This is a genomic window from Corynebacterium sp. TUM25020, assembly GCF_056388495.1.
In genome coordinates this window covers 1-24581 of the sequence record NZ_JBWJFG010000007.1, presented here as the reverse complement: position 1 = coordinate 24581, position 24581 = coordinate 1, and the positions used below count along the sequence as shown (strand labels likewise).

General features: G+C 51.0%; 33 protein-coding genes and 3 pseudogenes. 35 read left to right on the top strand and 1 reads right to left on the bottom strand.

From position 1 onward, the window contains the following. Positions 1-2 precede the first annotated feature (2 nt). From AC05K6_RS08275 to AC05K6_RS08260, 4 genes are all read left to right on the top strand, one after another. Positions 3-365 (top strand): hypothetical protein, encoded by a 363-nt coding sequence (locus AC05K6_RS08275; RefSeq protein WP_476728290.1) that lies wholly within the window; start codon positions 3-5, stop codon positions 363-365. Further along, positions 358-1110, top strand: a complete 753-nt coding sequence (locus AC05K6_RS08270; RefSeq protein WP_476728289.1) for a hypothetical protein — start codon at positions 358-360, stop codon at positions 1108-1110. The genes AC05K6_RS08275 and AC05K6_RS08270 overlap by 8 nt, the downstream gene beginning before the upstream one ends. A gap of 654 nt (positions 1111-1764) precedes the next feature. Continuing rightward, on the top strand, positions 1765-2718 hold the full coding sequence (locus tag AC05K6_RS08265) for an RHS repeat-associated core domain-containing protein (protein ID WP_476728288.1): 954 nt from the start codon (positions 1765-1767) through the stop codon (positions 2716-2718). 12 nt (positions 2719-2730) lie between these two features. Beyond that, entirely contained in the window at positions 2731-3159 is a 429-nt protein-coding gene (locus tag AC05K6_RS08260) for a hypothetical protein (RefSeq protein WP_476728287.1), read from the top strand. A gap of 337 nt (positions 3160-3496) precedes the next feature. Here AC05K6_RS08260 and AC05K6_RS08255 read toward each other — a convergent pair. After that, a pseudogene (locus tag AC05K6_RS08255) lies at positions 3497-3890 on the bottom strand (transposase); the annotation flags it as partial. 505 nt (positions 3891-4395) lie between these two features. Between AC05K6_RS08255 and AC05K6_RS08250 the strand changes: the two are divergent. The 31 genes and pseudogenes from AC05K6_RS08250 (at position 4396) to AC05K6_RS08100 (ending at position 24521) form a co-directional block, all read left to right on the top strand. Further along, positions 4396-4566 (top strand): hypothetical protein, encoded by a 171-nt coding sequence (locus AC05K6_RS08250; RefSeq protein ID WP_476728286.1) that lies wholly within the window; start codon positions 4396-4398, stop codon positions 4564-4566. Between the two features lie 27 nt (positions 4567-4593). After that, positions 4594-5349: an RHS repeat-associated core domain-containing protein gene (locus AC05K6_RS08245; RefSeq protein ID WP_476728285.1), complete on the top strand. Its 756-nt coding sequence runs from the start codon at positions 4594-4596 to the stop codon at positions 5347-5349. Positions 5350-5378: 29 nt separating this feature from the next. After that, positions 5379-6380, top strand: coding sequence for a hypothetical protein (locus AC05K6_RS08240; RefSeq protein WP_434829858.1), 1002 nt, complete (start codon positions 5379-5381; stop codon positions 6378-6380). A gap of 149 nt (positions 6381-6529) precedes the next feature. Then, a pseudogene (locus AC05K6_RS08235) lies at positions 6530-7757 on the top strand (IS3 family transposase). Positions 7758-7815: 58 nt separating this feature from the next. Continuing rightward, entirely contained in the window at positions 7816-8394 is a 579-nt protein-coding gene (locus AC05K6_RS08230; protein WP_476728284.1) for an RHS repeat domain-containing protein, read from the top strand. A gap of 9 nt (positions 8395-8403) precedes the next feature. Continuing rightward, on the top strand, positions 8404-8868 hold the full coding sequence (locus tag AC05K6_RS08225; protein ID WP_476728283.1) for a hypothetical protein: 465 nt from the start codon (positions 8404-8406) through the stop codon (positions 8866-8868). A 71-nt stretch (positions 8869-8939) separates the two neighbouring features. Beyond that, positions 8940-9599, top strand: coding sequence for a hypothetical protein (locus AC05K6_RS08220; RefSeq protein ID WP_476728282.1), 660 nt, complete (start codon positions 8940-8942; stop codon positions 9597-9599). Positions 9600-9617: 18 nt separating this feature from the next. Next, positions 9618-10145, top strand: coding sequence for a hypothetical protein (locus AC05K6_RS08215; RefSeq protein WP_476728281.1), 528 nt, complete (start codon positions 9618-9620; stop codon positions 10143-10145). Between the two features lie 151 nt (positions 10146-10296). Beyond that, positions 10297-10497: an RHS repeat-associated core domain-containing protein gene (locus tag AC05K6_RS08210; RefSeq protein WP_476728280.1), complete on the top strand. Its 201-nt coding sequence runs from the start codon at positions 10297-10299 to the stop codon at positions 10495-10497. A gap of 27 nt (positions 10498-10524) precedes the next feature. Then, positions 10525-10866 (top strand): NucA/NucB deoxyribonuclease domain-containing protein, encoded by a 342-nt coding sequence (locus AC05K6_RS08205; RefSeq protein WP_476728279.1) that lies wholly within the window; start codon positions 10525-10527, stop codon positions 10864-10866. A gap of 95 nt (positions 10867-10961) precedes the next feature. Beyond that, positions 10962-11399 (top strand): hypothetical protein, encoded by a 438-nt coding sequence (locus AC05K6_RS08200; RefSeq protein WP_296213185.1) that lies wholly within the window; start codon positions 10962-10964, stop codon positions 11397-11399. Positions 11400-11507: 108 nt separating this feature from the next. Continuing rightward, positions 11508-12485 carry a hypothetical protein gene (locus AC05K6_RS08195; RefSeq protein ID WP_476728278.1) on the top strand — a complete coding sequence of 326 codons (978 nt, stop codon included), beginning with the start codon at positions 11508-11510 and terminating at the stop codon, positions 12483-12485. A 157-nt stretch (positions 12486-12642) separates the two neighbouring features. Continuing rightward, positions 12643-12954 (top strand): annotated as a pseudogene (locus AC05K6_RS08190) (RHS repeat-associated core domain-containing protein); the annotation flags it as partial. After that, on the top strand, positions 12911-13114 hold the full coding sequence (locus tag AC05K6_RS08185; RefSeq protein WP_476728277.1) for a hypothetical protein: 204 nt from the start codon (positions 12911-12913) through the stop codon (positions 13112-13114). The pseudogene AC05K6_RS08190 and the gene AC05K6_RS08185, both read left to right, overlap by 44 nt. 14 nt (positions 13115-13128) lie before the next feature. Then, entirely contained in the window at positions 13129-13269 is a 141-nt protein-coding gene (locus AC05K6_RS08180; protein WP_476728276.1) for a hypothetical protein, read from the top strand. Positions 13270-13297: 28 nt separating this feature from the next. Further along, entirely contained in the window at positions 13298-13948 is a 651-nt protein-coding gene (locus AC05K6_RS08175; RefSeq protein ID WP_476728275.1) for a hypothetical protein, read from the top strand. Between the two features lie 29 nt (positions 13949-13977). Continuing rightward, a complete protein-coding gene (locus tag AC05K6_RS08170; protein ID WP_476728274.1) occupies positions 13978-14400 on the top strand; it encodes a hypothetical protein in 423 nt (140 codons plus the stop codon). A 241-nt stretch (positions 14401-14641) separates the two neighbouring features. Beyond that, positions 14642-14977, top strand: a complete 336-nt coding sequence (locus AC05K6_RS08165; RefSeq protein WP_476728316.1) for a NucA/NucB deoxyribonuclease domain-containing protein — start codon at positions 14642-14644, stop codon at positions 14975-14977. A 14-nt stretch (positions 14978-14991) separates the two neighbouring features. Then, positions 14992-15432 (top strand): hypothetical protein, encoded by a 441-nt coding sequence (locus AC05K6_RS08160; protein WP_476728273.1) that lies wholly within the window; start codon positions 14992-14994, stop codon positions 15430-15432. Between the two features lie 126 nt (positions 15433-15558). Further along, positions 15559-15684 (top strand): hypothetical protein, encoded by a 126-nt coding sequence (locus AC05K6_RS08155; protein ID WP_296213198.1) that lies wholly within the window; start codon positions 15559-15561, stop codon positions 15682-15684. Positions 15685-15891: 207 nt separating this feature from the next. Beyond that, positions 15892-16152: an RHS repeat-associated core domain-containing protein gene (locus tag AC05K6_RS08150; protein WP_476728272.1), complete on the top strand. Its 261-nt coding sequence runs from the start codon at positions 15892-15894 to the stop codon at positions 16150-16152. Between the two features lie 372 nt (positions 16153-16524). Further along, positions 16525-17310: a hypothetical protein gene (locus AC05K6_RS08145; protein WP_476728271.1), complete on the top strand. Its 786-nt coding sequence runs from the start codon at positions 16525-16527 to the stop codon at positions 17308-17310. Further along, the gene (locus tag AC05K6_RS08140) at positions 17310-17975 is read left to right on the top strand and encodes a hypothetical protein (protein ID WP_476728270.1); all 666 of its coding nucleotides are present in this window, start codon (positions 17310-17312) and stop codon (positions 17973-17975) included. Before AC05K6_RS08145 ends, AC05K6_RS08140 begins: the two co-directional genes overlap by 1 nt. 237 nt (positions 17976-18212) lie before the next feature. Next, on the top strand, positions 18213-18875 hold the full coding sequence (locus AC05K6_RS08135) for an RHS repeat-associated core domain-containing protein (RefSeq protein WP_476728269.1): 663 nt from the start codon (positions 18213-18215) through the stop codon (positions 18873-18875). A gap of 30 nt (positions 18876-18905) precedes the next feature. Beyond that, positions 18906-19463 (top strand): hypothetical protein, encoded by a 558-nt coding sequence (locus AC05K6_RS08130; protein WP_476728268.1) that lies wholly within the window; start codon positions 18906-18908, stop codon positions 19461-19463. Continuing rightward, positions 19463-20158 (top strand): hypothetical protein, encoded by a 696-nt coding sequence (locus tag AC05K6_RS08125; RefSeq protein WP_476728267.1) that lies wholly within the window; start codon positions 19463-19465, stop codon positions 20156-20158. Before AC05K6_RS08130 ends, AC05K6_RS08125 begins: the two co-directional genes overlap by 1 nt. 390 nt (positions 20159-20548) lie before the next feature. Then, positions 20549-21163, top strand: a complete 615-nt coding sequence (locus AC05K6_RS08120) for a hypothetical protein (protein WP_476728266.1) — start codon at positions 20549-20551, stop codon at positions 21161-21163. 456 nt (positions 21164-21619) lie between these two features. Further along, on the top strand, positions 21620-22597 hold the full coding sequence (locus tag AC05K6_RS08115) for a hypothetical protein (RefSeq protein ID WP_476728265.1): 978 nt from the start codon (positions 21620-21622) through the stop codon (positions 22595-22597). 283 nt (positions 22598-22880) lie between these two features. After that, on the top strand, positions 22881-23414 hold the full coding sequence (locus tag AC05K6_RS08110; RefSeq protein WP_476728264.1) for a hypothetical protein: 534 nt from the start codon (positions 22881-22883) through the stop codon (positions 23412-23414). Continuing rightward, the gene (locus AC05K6_RS08105) at positions 23411-24082 is read left to right on the top strand and encodes a hypothetical protein (protein ID WP_476728263.1); all 672 of its coding nucleotides are present in this window, start codon (positions 23411-23413) and stop codon (positions 24080-24082) included. The genes AC05K6_RS08110 and AC05K6_RS08105 overlap by 4 nt, the downstream gene beginning before the upstream one ends. A gap of 115 nt (positions 24083-24197) precedes the next feature. Then, the gene (locus AC05K6_RS08100; protein WP_476728318.1) at positions 24198-24521 is read left to right on the top strand and encodes a hypothetical protein; all 324 of its coding nucleotides are present in this window, start codon (positions 24198-24200) and stop codon (positions 24519-24521) included. Positions 24522-24581 lie beyond the last annotated feature (60 nt).

The following is a 24581-nucleotide window of genomic DNA, read 5'->3' as shown; positions in this document are numbered from 1 at the left end:
AAATGGAAATAACGAACGAAGATCTGAAACAACTCCAGCAAACTGTGCCGGAGGTAGTCTGGCCGCAAGTAGAGAAAAAAATTGCGGATTTGGAAAAAGGCTTTACTTCAGATGAAGCCGTTGAAATTGCATCGTATGCAGTTACATTAATTTTGATCGAGCTCGCCGCTCAGCTTGCAGCGAATGAACAACTGCAGAATGCGGTAACATATCATATTACCAAGAATAATGAATCTTCATTGCCCGATAATGTCGTGGATTCCGTCGCTGGCTGGCTTATGGCCCCAGAATCAACGAATCCACTTCACGGAAAGGTAACCAAAAACTATCATTTTGACGTTTACGGAATGAATCACAATGAATAGTCCAATTGAACTCGATATAGTTGCAGAACTGTACGCACAAGTTTACGACCAAACATTTGAAACGGACGCATTTCGATCTTTCACTAATTCAATCCTTGGCTCCAGCTCAAATGCAGAAGTTCAAAAACATCTCGATTCACTAAGCTCTGAAGTTACAAAGCTATTGATTGACGACATTCAAAAGAGTGAATTTTTTGACTTGGTCTCAAATCAAGAAACTCATGACGATTGGGTATCAATCGATATTCGCGACGTCACAAAGAGTGCTAAATCGGCAGCAGCCAAAAGCGAAATTATAGACCATTTCCAGAACAAAGTAGCTATTGTCTCCAGCGACACCATTAGAGTATATTCTTCAAATATTGGACTCGATGGTATATTTATTTGCAGGACAGGGGCTGGTAGTGGACTAGTGATTGAATGCAAAGACCTCTTCATTCCTCTTATTGAAGGAGACGAGTCAAAGAGTATTCGGACTAACACTGCTCTTTTTGGAGTGCTGGACTTTGCCTCCAAACGCGCAGTCCCGAAATGGTTGGAGCATTTATCCAACCCAAAGACGGAGGGATTGTCTAGTTTTTTGGCCTATGAATCTCCACATGGCGAGAGATTGCAAGTTAAATTCATAAAGAACGGGCGCTACTTTGCGATCCTCAGTGCGTCAGCGAACGAAGAGGAACTTAAAAGAATAGAATCTATAGACTTGGCGACTGAGACAGTACTAGATTGGCTTGAGAACTTCTAGATAAGTTACCCCTTAGGCTGCGAAATCGTTGACATAAAATAGCACGCTTTCCATTAGCCTGAAGATTAGTTATTCGGCACCCCACTTAGGAAAACGCCTTTGCTAATCCCTAAATATGGGCATTTACCTACTGGCGTCGGTAAGATACTATTGTCGAAAATTTCAATACTCAAAGCATGGACTCTAATTTTGCATCAGCTTCCAATGAGTTCAACAGCCCTATTGAGTTTTAAAACTATGTTATTTGGTGCATTGTATCCGCTCGACAGATTGCAACATTTTTACATATAATCACCTACCCTTTATAATCAACCTATGCAAACTTATTAGGGTAATAGCTAGAATTCCGCCAAGAATATGCGCACCACTCTCACTTTAGCGCATTTGCTACAAAGAATTCCATAAGCAGACCCCATTTAAAGGAGTGGTCCCGGGTGTAGCGGCGCTTCTTGCGGGCACGCTAGGCGTCAAACAGAAAGAAGCTAGTGGGCATTCCTCGTCCATCACTTCTTCTACGCCACCGGTGAACAACCCATCGGCTTTAGCTCAAGTGATGCTCCCGGTGTTGGCTACCGCTACACCTACGATGGTCTCGGCCGACGCGTAGCCAAAGACACCATCAACACCACCACCGGAGAAGTTATCCACCGTGACGTGTTCACCCACACCGGCAACCAACTCGCAGCCGTCACCACCACCGTCGACACCACCACCCCGGCACGGGTGGGTGAAGGCTACGTGTGGACTACCGACCCGGCCACTGGTGCCACACACGGCCAGATCGCACTAACCAGTGGCACCGGTGACACCACCGACACTCCGGTGAACCCTGCGGCTGGTTGGTCCCAGTCCCGGGTTGATGCGACGTTCTACGCCCTGGTGTGCGACCTAGCCGGAGCGCCTCAGGAACTGATCAACACCACCACCGGTATCGTCGAAGGACACACCACCCAAACCCTGTACGGCAAACGCTCGTGGACTGGTCGATGCGCCAGCCCGTTGTTGTTTGCGGGCCAGTATGAGGATGTTGAATCCGGGTGGGCGTACAACCGCTTCCGCTACTACAACCCCACCCTAGGTGGCTACAACGCCCAAGACCCACTCGGACTCGCCCCACGACTCGCCTCAGCACAGGGGTATGTTGACCACGCAGCATTCTGGGTAGACGCCCTCGGGTTAATGGCGCATGGTCTCAAGAATTCAGATGACCCGCTACAACATCAAGTCAATCAACTTCACGAGACGATGTCTTCAAACGCTCAGGGAAGAGTCACACTCGCGATCAGACAAGGCGAAGACAGTGCAGGTCGAGTGCACAGTGTAGTAGCTTCAAGCGAACGTACTAGAGCTGACGGCACTCCATATTTCAGACCTGAGGTTCGGCAAGCATTAGAAAATCAAGAATTTGCAAATCTCACTCCAGCTACGGTGGAAGGTTCTGTCCGTCAGCATGCCGAGGTAAACGCGCAACAGGCTCTAGATAGAATTGGAGCTTCAAAGAATCAACGCATCGCTGCCTCGAGACCTGTTTGTCAATCTTGCCAAGAGACTGTCTTCACTGAGAATGCTGTCGATAGGATTGTGTCTTCACCGACCCCGTTCAAATAGAGAAGGAGAAAAATGACATTCAATAACCTACACCACAAGTTTGATCACCTAATTGAAAAAATTCTTCAAACTTGCACACAAACTGAAGTCCGAACGTTTCTTTACTCGAATGCGAAAACGTTCGTAGATCGCTATTCTGATCTCTATTCACAGGAATTTACGCAAAAGTTCAATAGTGACAATTTGGAAGGCATCAGTGAAGTTGCGATTCAAGAACGAGACCGTATAGACCACAAATCGAATTCTGAAGAGCTCACTAATGAATCAGATGCGCTACTAGATCGCCTTGAATTAGCGGGAATAGCAACCGAGATGGCGAGTTATTTGGATTCAAGCCCCCTCAATTCCAACGATTTATTCAACTACGTCTACTGCTGGGGAGTATTTGAAGACGATACGTCTATTATCGAAAAACTGAACACCCTAGCTACAAAGCCTTAACCGCCAAAGACCCTTGTCAATAGCCGGTGGTACATCGAAACATCCTCAGGATTTGTAGAAGGAACAATCCTTGAACGGCTCGTGGAATGCGCATCAGCGCTAGGTAGAACCACCGTGTCCTGAGGCAAATCCTCCGCCGATGCCCCCACCTTGACTTCAGTCACCCTATTGGACTGCGCCAACTCCGTCAGATGGTGGCCAGGCTGATACGACCAACCTTTCCGATCGTGATGACGATCCGCCACCAGCACCACATGATGAAGTGCTCCGAGTTTTGTTCCTAGGCATTTGCCGTGATTTCTATTCTTGCTAGCGGCGGGTGCTGCTCCCAAAACTCGATTTCCACCTCGACAACGTCATTCCACCTGCGAGTATGGATCAGCTCCTTCTTGTAGGAACCATTAACGTTTTCAGCCAGAGCATTGTCATAAGAATCCCCGACAGTTTCCGGTGGAAGCGGCAATCCCATGCTGAGCAAGACACTCGTTGTAGACAACGCTGACATACTGTGAGCCGTAATCCGAACGGTGAATGAGACCTGTTGTTTCTTCAGCACACACGATCGCCTGATTGAGAGCTTGCAGCGGCAACGCTTCGGTGCGCATGGAATCTGATAACGCCCACCCAACGATCCGTCGGGAGTAAACATCGGTGACAAACTCGGCATACACAAAGCCTTTCTTCGTGCGCACATACGTGATGTCAGCCACCCACAGCTTGTTCGGGCCTTGGACTGGCGATACCCACGCGAGGTGATGAACCCACCAGCTCGGTTATTCTTCAACGTCTTACAGATAAACTCGACAGAGAAACGATTCCGGTATTCATCGACGAACCGGATCATTTCCGACGTTTTGGGTCGATTTCCGACGCAAAAAGCTGAGGCAGCCTTTAGCAGCTCATTAGTGTCACGAAGCTCTTGATTTTCACGGCGTAGTTTCGCGTTTTCCGCTGCCAAGTCTTCAGGCACAGGTTCTGGGATGCTTCCCGCACGACGGGCCTGCTGGGTCCATTGACGAGCCGTGTGCCATGCCCCCACCTTTGGAGCAACTGCCTGGCACGCGGCTTGCATCGACATATTTTCCGCCAAGATGCTGTCCTCGACAAGACGGACCACACGTTCCTTCGCATCCTGGTCAAATTGTCTTGGCATATTCCAGGTTTTCCCATCTACTCAAACGGAACAAAACCTGGGACACTTCAAACACCACCACCGGAGAAGTTACCCACCGTGACGTGTTCACCCACACCGGTAACCAGCTAGCGGCTGTTACCACCACCGATCCGGCACGGGTGGGTGAAGGTTACGTGTGGACTACTGATCCTGCCACTGGTGAGACACACGGCCAGATCGCACTAACCACCAGTGGCACCGGTGAACCCTGCCGCTGGTTGGTCCCAGGCTAGGGTTGATGCGACGTTCTACGCCCTGGTGTGCGACCTAGCCGGAGCACCACAGGAACTGATCAACACCACCACCGGTGTCGTCGAGGGACACACCACCCAAACCCTCTATGGCAAGCGTATTGGTCCGGTCGGTGCACCAGCCCGTTGTTGTTTGCCGGTCAGTACGAGGATGCGGAATCAGGGTGGGCCTACAACCGCTTCCGCTACTACAACCCCACCCTTGGCGCCTACAACGCCCAAGACCCACTCGGGCTTGCCCCACGCCTAGCATCCGCACAAGGCTACGTCGACCACGCAGCGCACTGGGTCGACTATCTCGGACTGCAATGCCACCAAGTCACGGTAAAAGAACTTCAATCCATGCCTGAATTCCAAAAGCTCGGCCTATCCACAGACGAAGCCACCGACGTAGCCAACTGGCTCAATGGAAGAAACACAGACTCTTACCTCTACTCATACCAGACTCCCAACAGAAACGAAATGCAATATATTGGTATGAGCAATGATCCGGCGCGCCGAGCCATTGAGCATGGGAAAAAATTCTCTACGGAGATGGAAATTGCTGATATCGACACAAACTTGCTCAGCACAGACGCCGACTCGTTCACAAGGCGTCAAGCTCGCGCTTTCGAACAGGCCGCAATCGACTCAAAGGGGCTCAACAACCTAGCCAACGCTCGAAACGAAATCGGCAGCGCACCACCTGCCCATATAAAAAATGGTGCTGTAGCCTGGGCAAACGGCATGATCAAAAAGGGCGCAATCACGATCCCGTTCTTCTAATACCGAAAGGACAATCAATGCCTTACCTAATGACATTCGACGAGTCGATGAAGGCCATCCGTGTTTCCGACAACACCATCCTGTCTATGCCAACATCTCACGGAGCTGTCGAAGTTCAGGTCCACAAAAGTAAATACCGCGACCAAGCTGCATCGCTTACTTCAGTTCCTCACAATTCGCAAAATCTCGCCGCGCTCGGCCTGCCCAGTGTTCAAACACCGTCCGGCATACACAGCGAGTGGATTATTCCTCCCTTTGCTCTTCTAAAGAGCGCCTTTACCAAAGGCGGACCCTTCGTACGCTTAGGCAATCTCACCCCTGCGTCTTCTTGGAATGAACGTACAACCAATATTCTGCGCGACTCATCGCCCATTTACCGACCTGACTTGTGCGCGTTCGTCCCCCGCGAATTTACGGGTTCCATTCCTACTGGCACCCCGGACGCCGCTATCGACAAAGCACAATGGACCCTAAAGATGTGGATCAAGTCAGTATCCACACGTTCGGCCGATGCAAATGAGCGAAAACTTCTTTCTGTTCCGTGGACGCTATACTCAGTCGGCCACCTAGATTTATGGCTTGAACAGTACCGTTGCTACCACCTAGGGCTTCCCCTCCCAACGGAACTGAGCTACCCCGAAGAAGACATCTCCTTCAACCAACCACTCATCGCCAACACCGACACCGGCCTGCGCACCCGCACCATCGAACTCGACGAATCCAACAGCCAGCTCGCCGGTCAACACAGCATGACCGTCAACTCTGTCATTGACAGCCCTCTCGAACAAGCAATAACTACCACCGGAATGGACGCCAACGGCTACATCTGGGAAGGACTATTAAGTCACTGGGCACAACAACACCACGGCAACCTCACCATCGATGCCTCCGCAGAAAACTCAACCATCACCGGCGACAGAAAAATCATCACCGAACTCCGACACTGGCTCACCAAACTAGCCACCAATTCCGACGCCGTCGCCGAAGCCATCAAGAACGCGCAAGCCGACGGAATTGAATTCGACAACTAGCAACCCCACTCCACACGACGCACATGACAAACGTCTTGGGATTGCTCGATGCCGAATGCGTGACTTCATAGGGCTAGTTGAGATCTGCGGCGCTCGACTTGAAGCGTCCTGGGTTTAGTTCCTACCTTTGCTAAGGAAGGATTGGCACTATGCCCAGAAAGTATTCCGCCGAATTCAAGGAGAAGGCGGTCCATCAAGTCTTAGAGATGGTCCGTCTGGAGTCCTGCTCACGGCAACGCGCGTACGAGGAAGTCGGGGAGCTTCTTGGCGTGTCCCACCACACGTTACGCGCCTGGTACCGCGACAGTGCCTCCACACGAGATGGCCGCACAACGCCGGATAGCGAAACATTGGAAGAAGAGCTCAAACGGCTACGCCTGGAAAGCCGCGAGCTGAAACGAGCAAACGGAATCCTCAAGACTGCCTCGACTTTTTTTCGCAGCGGAACTCGACCGACCCACGACCAGATAATCTCCTACATCGACGCATACAAAGTTCAGTTTGGGGCCTGGGACCATCTGCCGTGTTTTGAAACAGGCAGATCGTGGATTCATCACCTCACGCGGCTACCGTAAAGCCACCACACGCGCCCCGAGTGCCAGGGCTTTAAGCGATAGCCTGCTTATCCCAGAGATTCAGCGCGTCCATGCGGAAAACTTCTCGGTCTACGGCCTCCGCAAGATGTGGCACGCGATGAACCGTGAGGGCTTTCATATCGGCCGTGATAAGACCGCACGCCTGATGAAACTAGCCGGTGTCAGCGGTCGGCGCCGTGGGCGTAATCCAGTAACAACGATGAGTGCGAAAGTACCGGATCGTCGCCCCGATGTGGTGCAACGCAACTTTCGTGCCCAGGCCCCTGGGCGGCTGTGGGTGGCCGACATTACCTACGTTCGTACTTTGTCTGGCTTCGCCTACACCGCGTTTGTCGTGGATGTCTATAACCGGAAAATCGTTGGTGTTGCCACTGGCTCTACGATGCGTACCGATGCGTTGCCGATGGAGGCGTTGGAGCATGCTCTCACGGCGGCCGGCCGGGTTCATGGAAGTCAGCTGATTCACCACAGTGACCGGGGTAGTTAGTACGTGTCGTTGAAGTATTCCACGGCCTTGGCGCAAGCCGAAATTCGGCCAAGTGTGGGAACGGTCGGTGATTCTTATGACAACGCTCTCGCCGAAACGGTTAATGGTCTCTACAAAACAGAATTGATTCATGCCCAAGGCCCGTGGATATCGGTGGGGGAAGTCGATCTAGCCACCTTGCGGTGGGTGCATTGGTGGAACACCAAGCGACTTCACGAGGCGTTGGGTTACGCCACCCCACAGGAAGTGGAAACCGAGTACTATCTCACCGAGCTCATCAACACAGGGTCGTAAATGAAGCGGAACTAAACCCAGGACGCTTCACACCTGGTCTGGTCGGTGCACCAGCCCGTTGTTGTTTGCCGGTCAGTACGAGGATGCGGAATCAGGCTGGGCGTACAACCGCTTCCGCTACTACAACCCCACCCTCGGTGGCTACAACGCCCAAGCCCCACTCGGACTCACCCCACGCCTCGCCTCAGCCCAGGGGTATGTCGACCACGCAGCACACTGGGTCGACGTGTTCGGGCTCAAGGCCTGCCCAAGGCTCAATGGCGGACGCTACAAAGATCTCACCGCGAAGGACCTCGAAGGAAACAAATACGAACGCCACCACTTGATTTCAAGTCACGCGCTCAAGGAGACACGACCAGGAGGAGTGAAAGCGAGCACTGCACACAGAGAAGGAATCTGCGTGCGCATGTCCCCGGAAGATCATGCGAAAACAAATAACTACCGAAGCTTCCCAGGCGCAAATGCGCAACGAAATCATGAAATCGATATGATCAAGCAAGGTAGGCGAAATGAACTGTTCAGCGAACAAATACAAGACGTTCAATCGATTTCCCACAACTATGATGAGGGTCTATTGCAGGCTTGGATGGCTGACAGAGCCCGTCCTGACTGGCAACCCGATCAACTAATCCCGTAAAGGACAAAAATGCGTTTCGAATCAAGTCCACCACCCCAATTCTCTTTTTCGCTGGACGTTCACGCCCTTTTAGAACACCTCTCAAACAAAAGTTCTATTGAAAGAAAACTGAGGTACAGCACCCCAGAAGTTAACTGTATGCACCACGTTGGGCAAGCCGAGTTCATACATCCGGCCCGGCTAACTACAATCACTGAACTTGATGGCGTGGTCGCAGAAATTGGGATCCAGAAAGTTGTCAATCCCGACTCCTTTTATGACATCCCGCTGAAGCTGTCCCCACCGGAATTTTGCGAAGAGCTAACAAACGCTTCAATTCCTTTCTCAATGGTTCAAGACCAAGAAATCATTCTCTACGAGCATTGGACCAGGTTCTTCATCGAAGATGACGAAATAGTCAACATCACTTGGATGAACCCCAACTACTACTCAGACCTTGACCTTATTGAAATGGCATTCCCTAGCAACTCCTAGTTCACTTGGGCGTCGTGCCAGGCAATGCGTTTTTTCTGTCATTTCGCCCAAACTCGCTCCAAAGGACAGTCATGACAGTTGTAAACCCTGTTCTACCGGTTGAAGGCGTCACCGAAAAAGCGTGGGCTCTCGTCAACCAAGAACTCCCCGACACTCCAGCTCTTGGACCTGGTTGGCACAGAAGAATCATTCGCCGTTCAACCCCAGAACAGCTCGACAGAATCATTGAACTTCTTACCCCTTTTGCGACCGCTAGTTTCGAGGATCCGGCAACGCGACAGTTTTTCGCCATTGCCAGTGATCTGGGAGCCTCGGAACTTGATGTAACCCCCATCGTTGATGAGGTTGAGCGCTACCAAAAGTCGACAGACCCGGCCGTTTTAGAAATGATCGATAATGACCAAGTCCTCTTGCTAGACGAAATTAGCCCCTCAAACTTCGAGCAACTCAACCGCTACCTGCAACTCGACGGCCCAGCTCTTCTCGACAATCAGATCGAATTCCTACGCAAAGCAGTAAGAAACAAAACCTTTCGTAACGCACCAGAATTCCAATGGCTAGCCACCTCACGATTCGCCACCATTCCCGAATCGGCCTACGCCATATCTTTCATCGGGCACACAGAACCAATCCTATGGGATTCCACGGAAGAAGAAGACCTCATAGACACCCTCGAAGCCAGAAACATCAATGGAGCATCAGGGCGGCACCACAAGCCGCGCCTCTCATAGACACTGAAAGGGTCACTAATGCGAGTAATCCAAATGGGATTGAACTACTCAACAACCAGATTCCAATCCCTAAACGCACCGAGCACTGCTAAGTTCACCTGGGCAAAAACGCGCGACGTTCTAGAAAACAAAACATTCCACGCAATCGAAGAGCGTATCGAGGAAGATGGCTCCGATCTCCCTCACTTCCCCATTACAACAACATACGGACTACTTCTCGCCGACGAAGCCACCTCGAAAATCCTGCGCCCAAAACTATGCGAAAACGGTGGCGATATTGCAGAATGCACAATCCAAACCCAGTTCGGCACGTACACAGGATTTCGAGCTTTCAACCTTCTAGGCCAGTCACCTGAATCCAACATCTTCAGACTCGCGGAGTTTCAAGACCCCACAGAAATCGGCGTGGAACAATACATCTCAGTCTCCTTCGCCAAATGGCTAAAGTCCACTGTCAACTGCGGCGCTATTGTATTCCGTGACGTGGAAACTGACGGTACCTACCGACCACAGCAAAGCCTGCACCCACGATCCAAAGATCTATGATCCGCACGCTGTGCACATCTGGAGAATGAGACAATGTCACTTTCCGCCTACTAGGCCGACAACGCCATGCCATTAAATCCGGCAGAAACCACAACCGAACAATTCCTCACGGAATTAAACACAACCACTGATCCCAACCACCACCAGAAGCGTGGAGGAACCCACCACCCAAACCCTCTACGGCAAACGCACGTGGGCTGGTCAGTGTACCAGCCCGTTTTTGTTTGCAGGCCAGTATGAGGATGTGGAATCCGGGTGGGCTTACAGCCGGTTCCGCTACTACAGTCCCACCCTGGGTGCCTACAACGCCCAAGAGCCACTCGGACTTGCCCCACGACTAGCCTCGGCATAAGGGTTTGTCGACCACGCAGCACACTGAATGGATGTGCCCGGGCTTGCTAGCAGTGGACATCCACGACATGGACTCCCAACACCTGACACAGAAGGACCACTACTTCCAAAAGGCCAATTAGAGGTACCAGCCCTCGAAGCAAGCAAGTCAGCAGAACCAGAAGTTGCGCGTACCCTAGAAGAGGCCATTCAACACGACCAACCGACCCTACTTCAAAGAACGACCGACAAATCAATCATCCGCCAAAATAGAACCGAAGCAACCAGAGGATGGGATTACACTAAGGGAAGCCCCGATGAATTTCCAAACGCATCAACAATGCAAGGAGGTAAAGGGGCCACCGTAAACGAAGTTTCTACACTGGCATAGAACAAGCAGGGTGGTCGCCTACGTGGCTTCTACAGGCAAAATAATATTCAGAACGGTGACTTCTTCCGAGTGAAACTCACCGAATAGGACAATCAATGCTGAAAATAGAGTTAGACATTGAGCCAGAGCTAGCTGGCGTGGAGTTTTTTGGATCTCAAGACGCGAGCAACGACCTCATCTGGCAGACCACTCCTCTAGTGGGCTTAGCAGACGGTGCGATAAGTCTTGGCATCAAAGAATTGATAGATGACGAAACTTTTCACGTATCAGTAGAAGTAACTTCCACACGGCGAATCCTCAAAGATGCATTTCTTTCACACGATCTTTTGATAGATTCTGAAGGTCTTGAGGTAGCAGATGTTCTGAATTCAAATCCGGAAGGTAGAGAGGGAGTTGTTGGACGGAGCTTCCGTTTGCCTTGGACGGGAAAAACGACCTTGCAGTTTCAGTCTCCTACAGGTTTTGCGACCGATCGCGATGGACATCTGGTTCCGACATCACTTTTTGTACTCGTCTGTCCATCTTTCAACTAGTCAGAGCTAAAATATAACTTATCTTTTCCCTTTTCGCACATTTTCCGTGACCCCTTATTAATAGGACCCAAAAAGCAGTTTTAACTTCAATTCGATGAGGAAACCTAGATGCTAAAATTTTCTTTAGACAGTCCTAAAGGCAGCCGTCCTAAAGCTGGGCAGCTCTACCTGATGAAAACCACCCTCGGTTACATCCCTGCTGGTGTCACCTCCACCGAAGCATTCTTTGGTGCGGCTGCAATGGTCCACCCCTATCGCGCGCTCATCAGCGATCCATCAGACACAACCTGGTTTCCGCTCGTCGAAAAGAACGAACTACTAATCCCCCCACTCCGCATCCCTAAACCCGACTTTAGAAAGGGTGGACCGTTCTACAGAGTTACGGCAAAAACTCACCCTGATCCTGTCCCTTTTGATAGATATTTTCATTACTTAGACGCTATTTTCTGGTCACCAGGGGAGCAAGCATTCGTCCCCGTAACAAGAGAAAATGAGTGGGTGCCGAAGGAAAGACGGATCCTTGAGTACATAATCCACGATTCCAACCCAACGCAAGGTGGGAGGGTTGATGAGGCTCCAGACGGTACTTACTTTATGACCGTTGTCGTAGGCGGCTATCGCGAAATCGAATATGCCCTTGAAGACGCACTCGCCTACTACGGACTAATCGACACCCCGCGCCCCGCACACCCCGACTTCACCGACAACCAGGAACACGACACAATGCCAACCAACACACAGCAGGAAGACCAACCACTCTTCCACCTCGCAGAAATCGACAGTATGACTACCCTGTTTGCCGCCATGGATACCCTGCCCAAGGAAGCAGTTGGCGTCATCGAACAAGCAGGGCACACACCGAACGGCTACTTCCTCGACAACCTCGCCAAGTACCTACTCCGACAAACAAACGTACCCACCGACAGCATCGAGTTCGACAGTGACGCAGGCATGTTCAGCCTCATCGGCACCACCGAAACCCTCCAACCGCTCCACACCCAACTCACTGATCTGTTCAACAACACCAACGGCCTACAACGAACACTCAACCAAGCTAAAGCCGCAGGCACAGACTTCGACGACTAACACAGAAGCTTTTGTCCTGACTGACTAGAAGCCAGTCAGCCAGCTGGAATGGTGCTGCGTATCTTTTACCGCTACACCTACGACAGACTCGGCAGACGCGTAGCCAAAAGCCACCGACACAGTCGAAAGCCAGGACACCCAAACCCTCTATGGCACACGCACCTGGACAGGTCGGTGCACCAGCCCGCTGTTGTTTGCCGGTCAGTACGAGGATGCTGAATCCGGGTGGGCGTACAACCGGTTCCGCTACTACAACCCCACCCTTGGCGCCTACAACGCCCAAGACCCACTCGGCCTTGCCCCCAGATTGGCCTCGGCACAAGGGTATGTCGACCACGCAGCACACTGGGTAGACTTCTTCGGATTGTTATCCTGCATCATCAACGCTATCGAAGGGAAGAAAGTTCGAGAAGGTCGGCGAAGGCATGGCAGAAGCCATGTTGAAAAACAAAAACACCTTGTACGCTAACCAAGTGACAGTGCGGACCACGGACGCCGCCGGCAAGACCGTCCGCAGTCGAGTTGATATGGTCTTGCGCGACACAAGCACTGGTCGGATGCAATTTATCGAGTTCAAGACCGGCAATGCACAGCTAACAAAGAACCAGCCGTTGTCCAAAACGTTGTAAACAACGGCGGCAGTGTGGAACTCCGTTCAAAGAAGCGAGCTGAGCAACTTGACCTCAATCATAGTGATCTCATGGATGGCGATTATCACGTATTCCGCTTGGACACCGACCGTGGTCTTGAAGACTTCGCATCACTGCTGATGAAGATGAACTAGTATTCGGACGAAGAAACGGAGAACACCAATGGCAAAAAAATTGACCTTTCTCGATGACCAGTTTGCAGAGCTCGGATACAAACGCAAGTACACCCAGGAGGCATGCTGGTTCAAAGAACTATCAAAAGGACTCGTCTTCTACATCTATGGCGGAATTGACCGTTCGATTGCAGGCATTGACGATGTCGGCTTCGCCTACGGCGCGAGTGCTAAGCCCCTTGCCCAACTCGACCATTCTTTACTGAAAAACAGCTCCGTCCGAGGCAGCGGAACCGTCGAAACACGGGCAAAAGTAATGACTCAACGAAAAGCCATCATCGAATGGGCCTACAGCAGCCAAGAAGTCGAAACTGATACCTTCGGCCCGAAGTGGCAACAGCTCGCCGACAAAATCTTCACCGACGTCCCCCACCTCGAAGCAATGATCAACGTCGAGGACTACCGCCCACTCCTCGACGACAGACGCAGCCCATTCACCTGGTCAGGCACAGGATTTTCACATGTCTACGCGGCCCTTCACGTCGGCGACTTCGACACCGCCCGTGACATCGCCCACAGCCTGACACCAGAACAATTCAATCTAAGGAGGCGTCCGCCACAACCCGGTAAATGGAGCGATGTGGAAGAACTCGAACATCTTCGTCAAGGTGTTGACGAATACATCGCCAAACACAGCTAACCCCAAACGACATCAACGAAGGACACCCCATGAGCTTCGACATCATGATCATCGAACCGACCACCGTACCCACCTCTACCCATGCTGCCTTCATGACCTGGTACGAAGAGACCACGGAATGGAACGACGATCGAGATTATTCCACTACCGATGGCTCCACCGACGCTATTGCGGCGTTTTACAACGCCATCACTGAACACTTCCCTGACCTCAACGCCGCCGACGACCTCGACGATGAAGACGATGAAGACGATGAAGACGAGATCGATGATGACACAGCCGCCGACTACACCATCGGCGACGATTTCCTCTACATCGCCTTCGCCTACGCCGTCGCCGAAGACGCAGCACAACGTTGCCTCGAACTCGCCAAAGCCAACAACCTCGCCTTCATTGACATCAGCGGCACCACCACCATCCACTTCCCCGACGGCAGCACACTCACCCAATAGCCAACTGCCAGCCACAACAATCTCCTGAATCAATGCCCGAGGACAACCACGTCACTCGGGCATTACCGTAGTCACCTCAAAAAACTCTGAAAGCAAGCCCCCTTCAATGAGGTGGCCCCGAGTGTGTATATGTCGACCACGCAGCACACTGGGTAGATGTGCTCGGGCTTGCTGGCTGGGGACATTCGCGACATGGACGCCCGACACCTGACACAGAAGAGCCACTACTTCCAAATGACCAATTCGAGATACCAGCTTACGAAGTCAGTCGCACATCTCAACCAGAGGTTGCACAGACCCTAGAAAAGGCAATTCAACAAGGCCAACCGACCCTACTTCAAAGAACGACCGACAATCAATCATCCGCCAAAATAGAACCGAAGCAACCAGAGGATGGGATTACACTAAGGGAGGCCCCGATGAATTTCCATACGCATCAAGTAGACAGGGAGGTGCAGGACCAACCGTTGATGGAGTGTCACGTACTGCGCAGAGAAGTCAAGGAGGCTCATTGTCCGGTTGCTACCGATCTGACAAAATTGGCGATAGTGACTACTTTAGTAGTTTTATTAATTGATTAGGATTATACGATTGGAATCGTTTCTCATTAAAATCGAGCCAACAAACTATATTTTTGAAGTGTTTGGCGACGAATCTGCTGAAACCGAACTTCATTGGTCTGATAATCCGCCGGTCGGTAAAGCCAAGGGGGCATTTGCAGTAGCGCTTCCCGATCTAGAGATAGGCGAGACGTTTTCAGCAACTGTTTGTTTTACCGATACCCCAATCGAAGAGCAAAACACTTTCTCTAAACATGTCATTGATACTTTTAATGGGCAAATAGAAATATCAGATGTCGTTGAAAGCCAGATTGCAGGTTCAGAGGGATTTGTCGGAACTCTTTACTCCTTGCCATGGTCTGGCTTTACAGAAATTATGTTAAGCGCTCCGAAAGGTTTTTCGAGAAATAGTGAGGGCGAGTTAGTGCCGCTTAGTCTACACTTAACATTTAGCCCAGCATCAAAGACTTAAGTCTAGTGAGTTTCTAGCAGAGTCAGCGATCGGATCTTCTTCCCTTCCGATACCTACGACGGACTCGGCCGACGCGTAGCCAAAGACACCATCAACACCACCACCGGGCACGTCACTCACCGCGACGTGTTCACCCACACCGGTAACCAACTAGCAGCCGTCACCACCACCATCGACACCACCGATCCGGCACGTGTGGGTGAAGGCTACGTGTGGACCACTGACCCTGCCACTGGCCAGACACACGGATAAATCCAACTAAGCAGCACTACCAGAGACACCAGTGGTACCACCGACTCCACTAGTGGTGCCACAGTAGCGCTAGCAATCCCAGCCACCGAGTGGCCCCAAGACCATATTGATGCCACGTTCTACGCCCTAGTCGCAGACTTAGCAGGGGCACAACAAGAACTGATCAACACCACCACCGATGTCATAGAGGGACACACCACCCAAACCTTGTATGGCACACGTACGTGGTCAGGTCGGTGCAGCAGCCCGTTGTTGTTTGCAGGTCAGTACGAGGATGCGGAATCAGGCTGGGCGTACAACCGCTTCCGCTACTACAACCCCACCCTGGGGGCCTACAACGCACAAGACCCACTCGGGCTCGCCCCACGCCTGGCCTCGGCCCAGGGGTATGTCGACCACGCAGCACACTGGGTCGATGTGCTCGGGTTGCATGGCGGAGGTCATGCTGCGAAAGCGGAAAAGCTCTAGAAAATATTGCAAGGGATCAAGAAGCCCTTCGAACTGTGCACTCTACGGCAGCTCGCGGGCAAAACTCTGCCATGCTAGTAGACACTAATGGAAATAGGTACTTTGCTCATGGCGCATCTACAGACATTCCTTCAAGCCTTTCGCCTACAGATATCGGATTGCGAGACAGCGACACTTTCGTTCGGGGCGGATCCATCCCAGGTTGTGAGCAAGTCCTTTCCAGAAATGGATTCATGACCGTAAGTCCCCAACTGGACACTGCATACCCAGTCCGATTCACGCAAGATGGACTAAACATTATTAGAAATGGAATGAGATAAGTTGAATTCATCCGGATCTGAACTCCTACCCGTACGACCAATCCAATGGGTATTGACAGACCTGATCGACAGTGAAAATAACACTCAGAGCTTTTCAAACCCATTTGAAAATGCTCTACCGAACTGGGTATTCGAACTGCAAGCTCACCAATATGCCGACCCAACTACCGCTCTTCATGAACTAGTTCCTTCCCTAGCAGAGCCTATCCAAACCGGCCTGATCAACCACCTTGATATTTCACCAATCGATACCATTTTTCGCTACTCGGCCGCCCTTCACATACTTCATTCGCATGACTTCCCCGCCATCGACAAAAAAATCATCCAGGAGTTCATAGGAACAGCATGTCAATCTCTAAAGGACGCAGGCGCCGAACTCAAAACCTTCCCAGAAACAAACCTAGCTGGCGACTATCTTGGGGTTTGCACGGGTAAAGGAATCCAGGGACTAGCCCCGATAGCTCCTGACGATCTGTTGAAGCAGACCGAGCAACTTTCACGGCAATATCCGGAGGGACAAGTCTTCCGATTCGGAGAAAGCCCCGCCATAGGCCTTATCCTCACAAACCAAGGACAGACCTATTACTACCTGCTAACTCCCGAACATTGGTTCGCAATTGGATGTGCAGCTACAGGCAACTACACACCTCACGGTTCATCCACAGGTCGTTTACTCCATTCTCGACAATACTTTCCCTTCGTAGGCGCCTTAGCGAAAGGCAAAGCCAGTAGGAATGAAACTGAATCCGGATTATCGTGGTGGAAGATTCCAAGACTCACTCCAATTGATATGCCCTTTGTTACTGACATGTGCTTCTGGGGCGAGGAGGAGAACTAGTGAAAACGTTTGAAATTCTCACTTCCAGTCTTGCAGAGTGCCTGAACTCTGCAATTGAGCAGCTGCTTGTCGTTCCAAGGTTTGCAGCTAACTACAATGATGATTCCCTGTTGGGGTGGCTACGCCAAGACGTTGGAAAGCTTGAATCTGCCACATATGTTTCGGATGCTCTGGAGCAGCTGGTCAGCACCTTCTTTGTTCCCTATTGCCTAGACCAAAGAGCTCACCCTGGAACTCTGCTCATCGTCATGTGGAGAGAGCTCTGTGTCGGTTCGCTGAAGGCAGAGAAGCTGTCAGGGTCTTTCGTCGAACAACAAATCAGCAGTGAGATTTATTCGATTGCAAGTTCTCTAATAGCAGATCAATCGTCAGCGAATGGCAACACAACAATAGAGACACCAGGTGGATCTGCCAACCTCGAATACTTCCGTACTGATCACGGCTGGGACTACACCGTCACAAGTAAGGAGGGAATCGTTTATGGTTTTCCCGAACAGCTGTGTATTGCTACTCAAGAGGTTCCCTGTGGGCTATTTGCCCAGCAAGTGTCCATTTATGACATGTTGATTGAGCCCCGGGAGTATCAGCTTCAACCGTATGAAGAGTTTGGTGCACTGCACTTGGGGAATGGCCAATTGTGGTGGCCTAATCGCAGCGAATCCTAAGCTTTATGGGATATGGCCAACAGGACAAGTGTTCTCAGCGTCGTGACATCACCTCATAAATCAAAATCTGAAAGTTGCTGAGGCAAGAAGCCAAAACGGGCAATTGACTGAAATGGCCTGAGGCATGTTCCCAGGCTTTGCCCTAAATCTTATTATTGGTATGCCCGGGTGTGTCACCTGGCAGATGCACCACAGGAACTGATTAACACCACTACCGGAGCCGTAGAAGGCCGGGCCATGCAAACCCTGTACGGCACACGCACCTGGTCTGGTCGGTGCACCAGCCCGTTGTTGTTTGCCGGTCAGTACGAGGATGCGGAATCCGGGTGGGCGTACAACCGCTTCCGCTACTACAGTCCCACCCTGGGTGCCTACAACGCCCAAGCCCCACTCGGACTCGCCCCACGACTCGCCTCAGCACAAGGGTATGTCGACCACGCAGCACACTGGGTCGATGTGCTCGGGCTCATGGCTCACAAAGCCACCCGCGGTATGCACCCTAGCGCCCCGCATCCCATTTATGATGGTCACAGGGTAAATGGTGAGTTCATGGGCCAGTCTTCGCTGACCAGAGATGGTATGTCTGCGCACGCTGAATATTCTGAAACCATGAGTGCTCTAGGTTACGAAACCAATAGGTCATTGCCGAATAGCAACCAACGTCCAGACGCCTACAGGATAAATGAAGATAATTTCGTTACTGAAGTCCGTGAACTGAAGCCTGACACTCCAACAGGACGCCGCGCTGGTGCAGCACAGCTACAGAAATACGAGACTATTGCTAACCAGAACAACGCAAGAGTCTCCGAAGCTACTGGTCAGCCAGCCCCAACAGTTTCAAGCTACGCTGACTTCTATACGGTTGAAAACGGGAACTTTATATTTAAGCTCGGAGAATAAAAACAGAAGTTCGTAGAATCAGGAGGACATATGGAGCTATACACATTTTCGGACTTTCGTTCAGGAATTGTGGAATCAGCTGTCTCGTGGCATCGCGTCGGCAAAAAAATGATGTGGGTTTATCAACCGGACGAAGTTATCTTCTTGCTTAAGCTAATCCAACCTAAAGCGATGAAGTACTTTGACATTCAACTGTTCTATGGGCATAGAGACTGGATTCAAGATGGTAATTACGAAGCTATCTCTTGCGGCGCACAAGCTTCATACCGAGCACTCACTCGCAAGAGTGATCTCAACCTGTCCGTGACATATCCAGGCATAGAGGAAAACTTTCACGGAGCTCTATTCGACAGTCTTCTCAACTCCGATATCATCACACGGAACAGACGCGAAAAGTTTCCCGACATGATGAATCTAGAACTTCGCAAAAAGGACTGGACTCAGTTTTTTGAAGTGCTTCGTCAACGACTCCAACCGCTTCATACACTTGACGACATTGAGAACGAATTCGACGGGAACCTCAACAGCGAATTTTGGGACCGTATGAAGCAACGAGTTACCAATTTCCCTGATTGCGAGCCTTGCTAATGTCAAACGAGAATATCTTACTTCATATCTCGAATAGTTTTGTTAGAGGTGGAGAAGTTCTTCGCACCGTCCTCAACGCTAGCGAGAAACCCATTCAAAATAGCTCGGTTGAACTGCTTCAGCTCCAAAACGCTATTAATGATCAATTGAACAAGGCTTCATTGCCTACTTCAGAACCAATTGGCGACAATTGCTTAGTCATTCCTGCCAGCGAACCTGAAGTGCCATGGATCCTTCACCACATAACGCGATTAGCGTTAGAAACCTCTGCACTTATGGTCTTAGAAAATTCGCGTCTCGTTTGGCTTTTCGGGGATGAATCTATAGATTTTATAACCAAAGTATCCCATTACGGTTTTGTCTTCGAATGCCCCTGTGTAAGCATTTCCGGGATCCCACAATGGGTTTATAAAATTACACAGCGCACAACAGTTGCTCCAGGTCAGCCAAGTAAGATTCAAAATCAGGATTTCTTGGTGGTCAAGAAGGAAGACCGTACAGAAACCTTTATTCAAACTGTTTTCGATCCTGTCAATAGAAGCTACCGGGTAGAAATGCGGCTAGGTGATGAAGAGCATCACTATTGGCGCGAAGAAACGGCTCAACAAGCTGTAGTCCAGAGATTCATCACGTGGATATCCAGCGAGTCACATTCAACTGAAGGATGGCACAAGTTGGAGTTCCCGCAAGCATAGACTGAACCACGCCCCCTAGAGGTATTGAGATGCTCCAGGTCGTGATCCTAGGCATCCGCATCAACTTCCATTCATTCGTAAGTCGGGTTTTCCCAAAGCCCTGACTAAACCTCAGTTGACGTGCAGTAACCCAGACTTTGGTGAAACCATGTCTCGGTCCACCAATTGCCCCATTCAAACGTCGCGACCTCCACGTCAACAACTGAAACGGAAGAGTATCGCATGCCCGATATCACGTTGAACAACAAAGACATTGTCGAGTCGAAATTCATGAAAAATATTTCCGCAGGAGACCACTCATGGGACGGAGCCGCCATGGACTCACAAACCAAAGACGATATGCGCTAAGACATAGGATGCACCAATACCAACACTCCAGAAAGGATCCCCATGACTATTGTTAACCCCTACGAAAAAGTTCCAGGCGTAAATGAAAAAGCCAGCAACATTATCCGCCAAGCGATACCAGACTTTTCAGGCATTGACTACCACTGGAATCTTACGATCAAAAAGAACTCGACCTTGGCTCAACGCAAGAAGGCTATCGAGCTTCTTAGGCCGTATGCCGCAGATACTTTTTCCGACCCAGCTACAAGAAAATATTTCGCAATCGCTGTCACCTTAGGTGCAAAAGATCTCGATGTAACCCCTATTGTCGACGAACTAGAGCAGTACCAGAACACGACCGACCCGACAGCACTAGAAATGATCGCCCAAGATCAAAGCCACATGATGGACGTCGTAGCCCCCACGAACTTTGAGCAATTCAACCGATACTTACGCCTCGAAGGCAAAGCACTGATGGAAGGGCAAACTTTGTTCCTCTGTGGCGCGATCAAAACCAAGGCCTTCCGCATGGCCCCAGAATTCCAATGGCTGAAAACCTCACGCTTTGCCAACCACCCAGAATCTGTCTATGCAATGACATTCATGGGCAAACCTGACCGAGTCAAATGGGTCAGAGAAGAAGCCCTTGCCGCGGAAGCAGCTCTCGAAGAACACTAGAAAAACCACCACACGCCGCCAAAACCACAGCCCCACGTGAGGCCTGACCAGCCGCGACTCGGCGTCTAAGATTTAATTCCAAACCAACCCCACTACCGGCAGCGTAAACGGCGAATGAGCCCACAGGCCCAAGGGATGCCACTAGTGCACCCAAGAACCACAAAGCCAGGTTTCATACTCGGCCTCTGTACAAAGCTCCGCCGACCATAAGGCCTACTGAGACATTACGGTCGACGAGAGAAAACCACTCGGAATACTACGGGGCAAGGAGAGACGAGCAACATCCAATTGAACGATATGGAATGCGAAGGCCAACCGGTGCTACGACCAATGTAGGTAATCTTGAAAACAAGATTAATTAAATGAGCCCTAGACACGAGTTCTATGAAAGAGCCACATCTTTCGGACGTAACTGGACAAACATCAATGCACCAGAGATTCGATGAGGAAACCTAGATGCTAAAATTCTCTTTAGACAGCCCTAAAGGCAGCCACCCTAAAGCTGGACAGCTCTACCTGATGAAAACCACTCTCGGTTACATCCCTGTTGGTGTCACCTCCACCGAAGCATTCTTCGGCGCGGCTGCAATGATTCACCCTTATCGCGCGCTCATCAGCGACCCATCCGATACATCATGGTTTCCGCTCGTCGAAAAGAACGAACTACTTATTCCACCAATTCAGATCGCCAAGAGTGACTTCAGAAAAGGCGGACCTTTTCAAAGAATCCCAGCGAAAAGCCATCCTAAGACCATCCCTTTTGACAACTACTTCCACTACACACTCGCTGATTTCTGGTCACCAGAGGAGCAAGCATTCGTCCCTACGACAAAAGAAAATGAGTGGGTACCGAAGGAAAGACGGATCATCAACTACACCATCCACGACACAAATCCGCCACAAGGCGGCACCACGGACGAGGCCCCAGAAGGCACCTACTTTATGACCACTGTCCTAGGCGGCTATCGCGAGATCGAATACGCCCTTGAAGACGCCCTTGCCTACTACGGACTAATAGATACCCCACGCCCCGCACACCCCGACCTCACAGAAAGCCAGGAACACGACACAATGCCAACCAACACACAACAAGAAGACCAACCACTCTTCCACCTCGCAGAAATCGACAGTCTGACCACCCTGTTCGCCGCCATGGACACCCTGCCAGAAGAAGCAATCAGCGTCATCGAACAAGCAGGACACACACCCAACGGCTACTTCCTCGACAACCTCACCACGTACCTACTCCGACAAGCAAACGTACCCACCGACGGCATTGAGTTCGACAGCGAAGCAGGCATGTTCAGCCTCATCGGCACCACCGAAACCCTGGAGCCACTCCACACCCAACTCACAGACCTGTTCAACAACACCAACGACCTGCAACAAGCACTCAACCAAGCTAAAGCGGCAGGAACAGACTTCGACGACTAACACAGAAGCTTGTGTCCTGACACACTAGAAGCCAGCCAGCCGGCTGGAATGGTGCTGCGTATCACTACCGCTACGATGACCACGGCCGTGTTACCGCCCAAGTCGGCACCGGCGGCATGTTCCCCAACATCCTCTACTGGGGCGACTACGTACCTGTCGAGCGGCAGCCACTTGCCAAATACAGGGAATACGCCGAGTCTTTTAGCCAGCAAAGCGGCGCCTAGCTTGGCCGCAGCACTGTGCCAGATGTAATAGCCACCGCCGATTGGTATACTCCCTAAAAATGGACTTCAAAGACTTCAAAAAAGCACTAACCGAAGCCGCTAATTCCCACTTCTCCCGCATTGGACGAAAAATGCTTTGGACATACGAAACCGGTGAATTAGCTTTCTTAATTAAATTCGAAAAAGATCCCGAGCGCCCGAGCTACGAAATCAAAGTTTTCTATGGCCACCAAGATTGGATTACTAGAGAACGGACACAGCTACTCTGCGGAGCGGGAATAGGAATCAGACAACTGGTAGAAAAAGATCAGTTAAACCTTCAAATTGATTACCACGGTACACACGAAAACTTCTACTCGATCTTTTTCAACAGTTACCTTGGAAATACTGACCATGAAGTTCGAACTTTAATTGGTACCCCGGAGCTCAAAGACCTTGAGAAAAGACGTACTGATTTCGACGAGTTTTTCACAGTGCTCAAGGCCAGTTTTGACAACGCATCAAACCTACAGACGATAGCCGTAAGAGTAGGAGTCACGGTTCCAGATTTTTGGACAAAGGTCGCGCAGCGAATGGAAGACTGCCAACAATGAGCGCTGAACGAATTATCATCAACCTTCCACCCGCACCAGTCGCCCCACACGAGGTATACGACTACGTGAGCTTTGCCAGCCAGCAAGAAGTACATGCCTCGCCACAAACGCTTCAGCTCCAGCAGCACCTCACGAAGATATTGGCTCCGCACGACCTTCCCGTAGAACTGGTTGGGGATAACTGTATAGGCATTAGTGACTACGACGAGCATATCCCCCAGATACTTCAGTTTATCAGCCCGTTGCTGTCTCGATACCCTACTCTTACGGTCCTTGAATTCTCAGAATTTGTTTGGAACTTTGGTGACGAAAATACCAACTTCTCGACAGAAACATCGGAATACAGCGCCCCGTGGGCAAGTCTGCGAGGTCTATCGTCCTGGATTGAATTAATTACCACCAACGCTTGCACAATGGCTGAACTGAACTTAGGAAACGATCCGCGGGACTTCCTGATCATCACCAACGCCACCAAACACCAGCATTACATGCAGTGCTACTACAGCCCCGCCGACCGCACCTACCGGGTTGAGATCCGCCTTGGCGATGCCCAGCACCATTACTGGCACACGACTCCCGAAACAAGCACCGTCATCCACGAACTCACCACTTGGATAACCACCGGTACCCATTCAACACACGGATGGCAGAAGCTAAACATCACCTAAAAGCCACAAGCACTGTCAAGCCACCGGCGGGGCAATCGACTACCACAACACCCTGCCGGTCAAGGTCGGCCGGACTACCTACACCTACGATGATGCAGGGCGTATCACCCGGACCGTGACCAAACGCCTGGGCAAGAAACCATTAGTCCATCACTTCTACTACGCCACCGGTGAACAACCCATCGGCTTTACCTCCTCCGATGAACCGACTGTGGGCTACCGCTACACCTACGACGGGCTTGGCCGACGTGTAGCCAAAGACACGATCAACACCACCACCGGAGAAGTTACCCACCGTGACGTGTTCACCCACACCGGCAACCAACTAGCAGCCGTCACCACCACCGTCGACACCGATCCGGCACGGGTGGGTGAAGTGTCCCAGGTTTTGTTCCGTTTGAGTAGATGGGAAAATCTGGAATATGCCAAGAAAATTTGACCAGGATGCCAAGGACCGTGTGGTCCGTCTCGTGGAAGACCGCATCTTGGCGGAAAATAT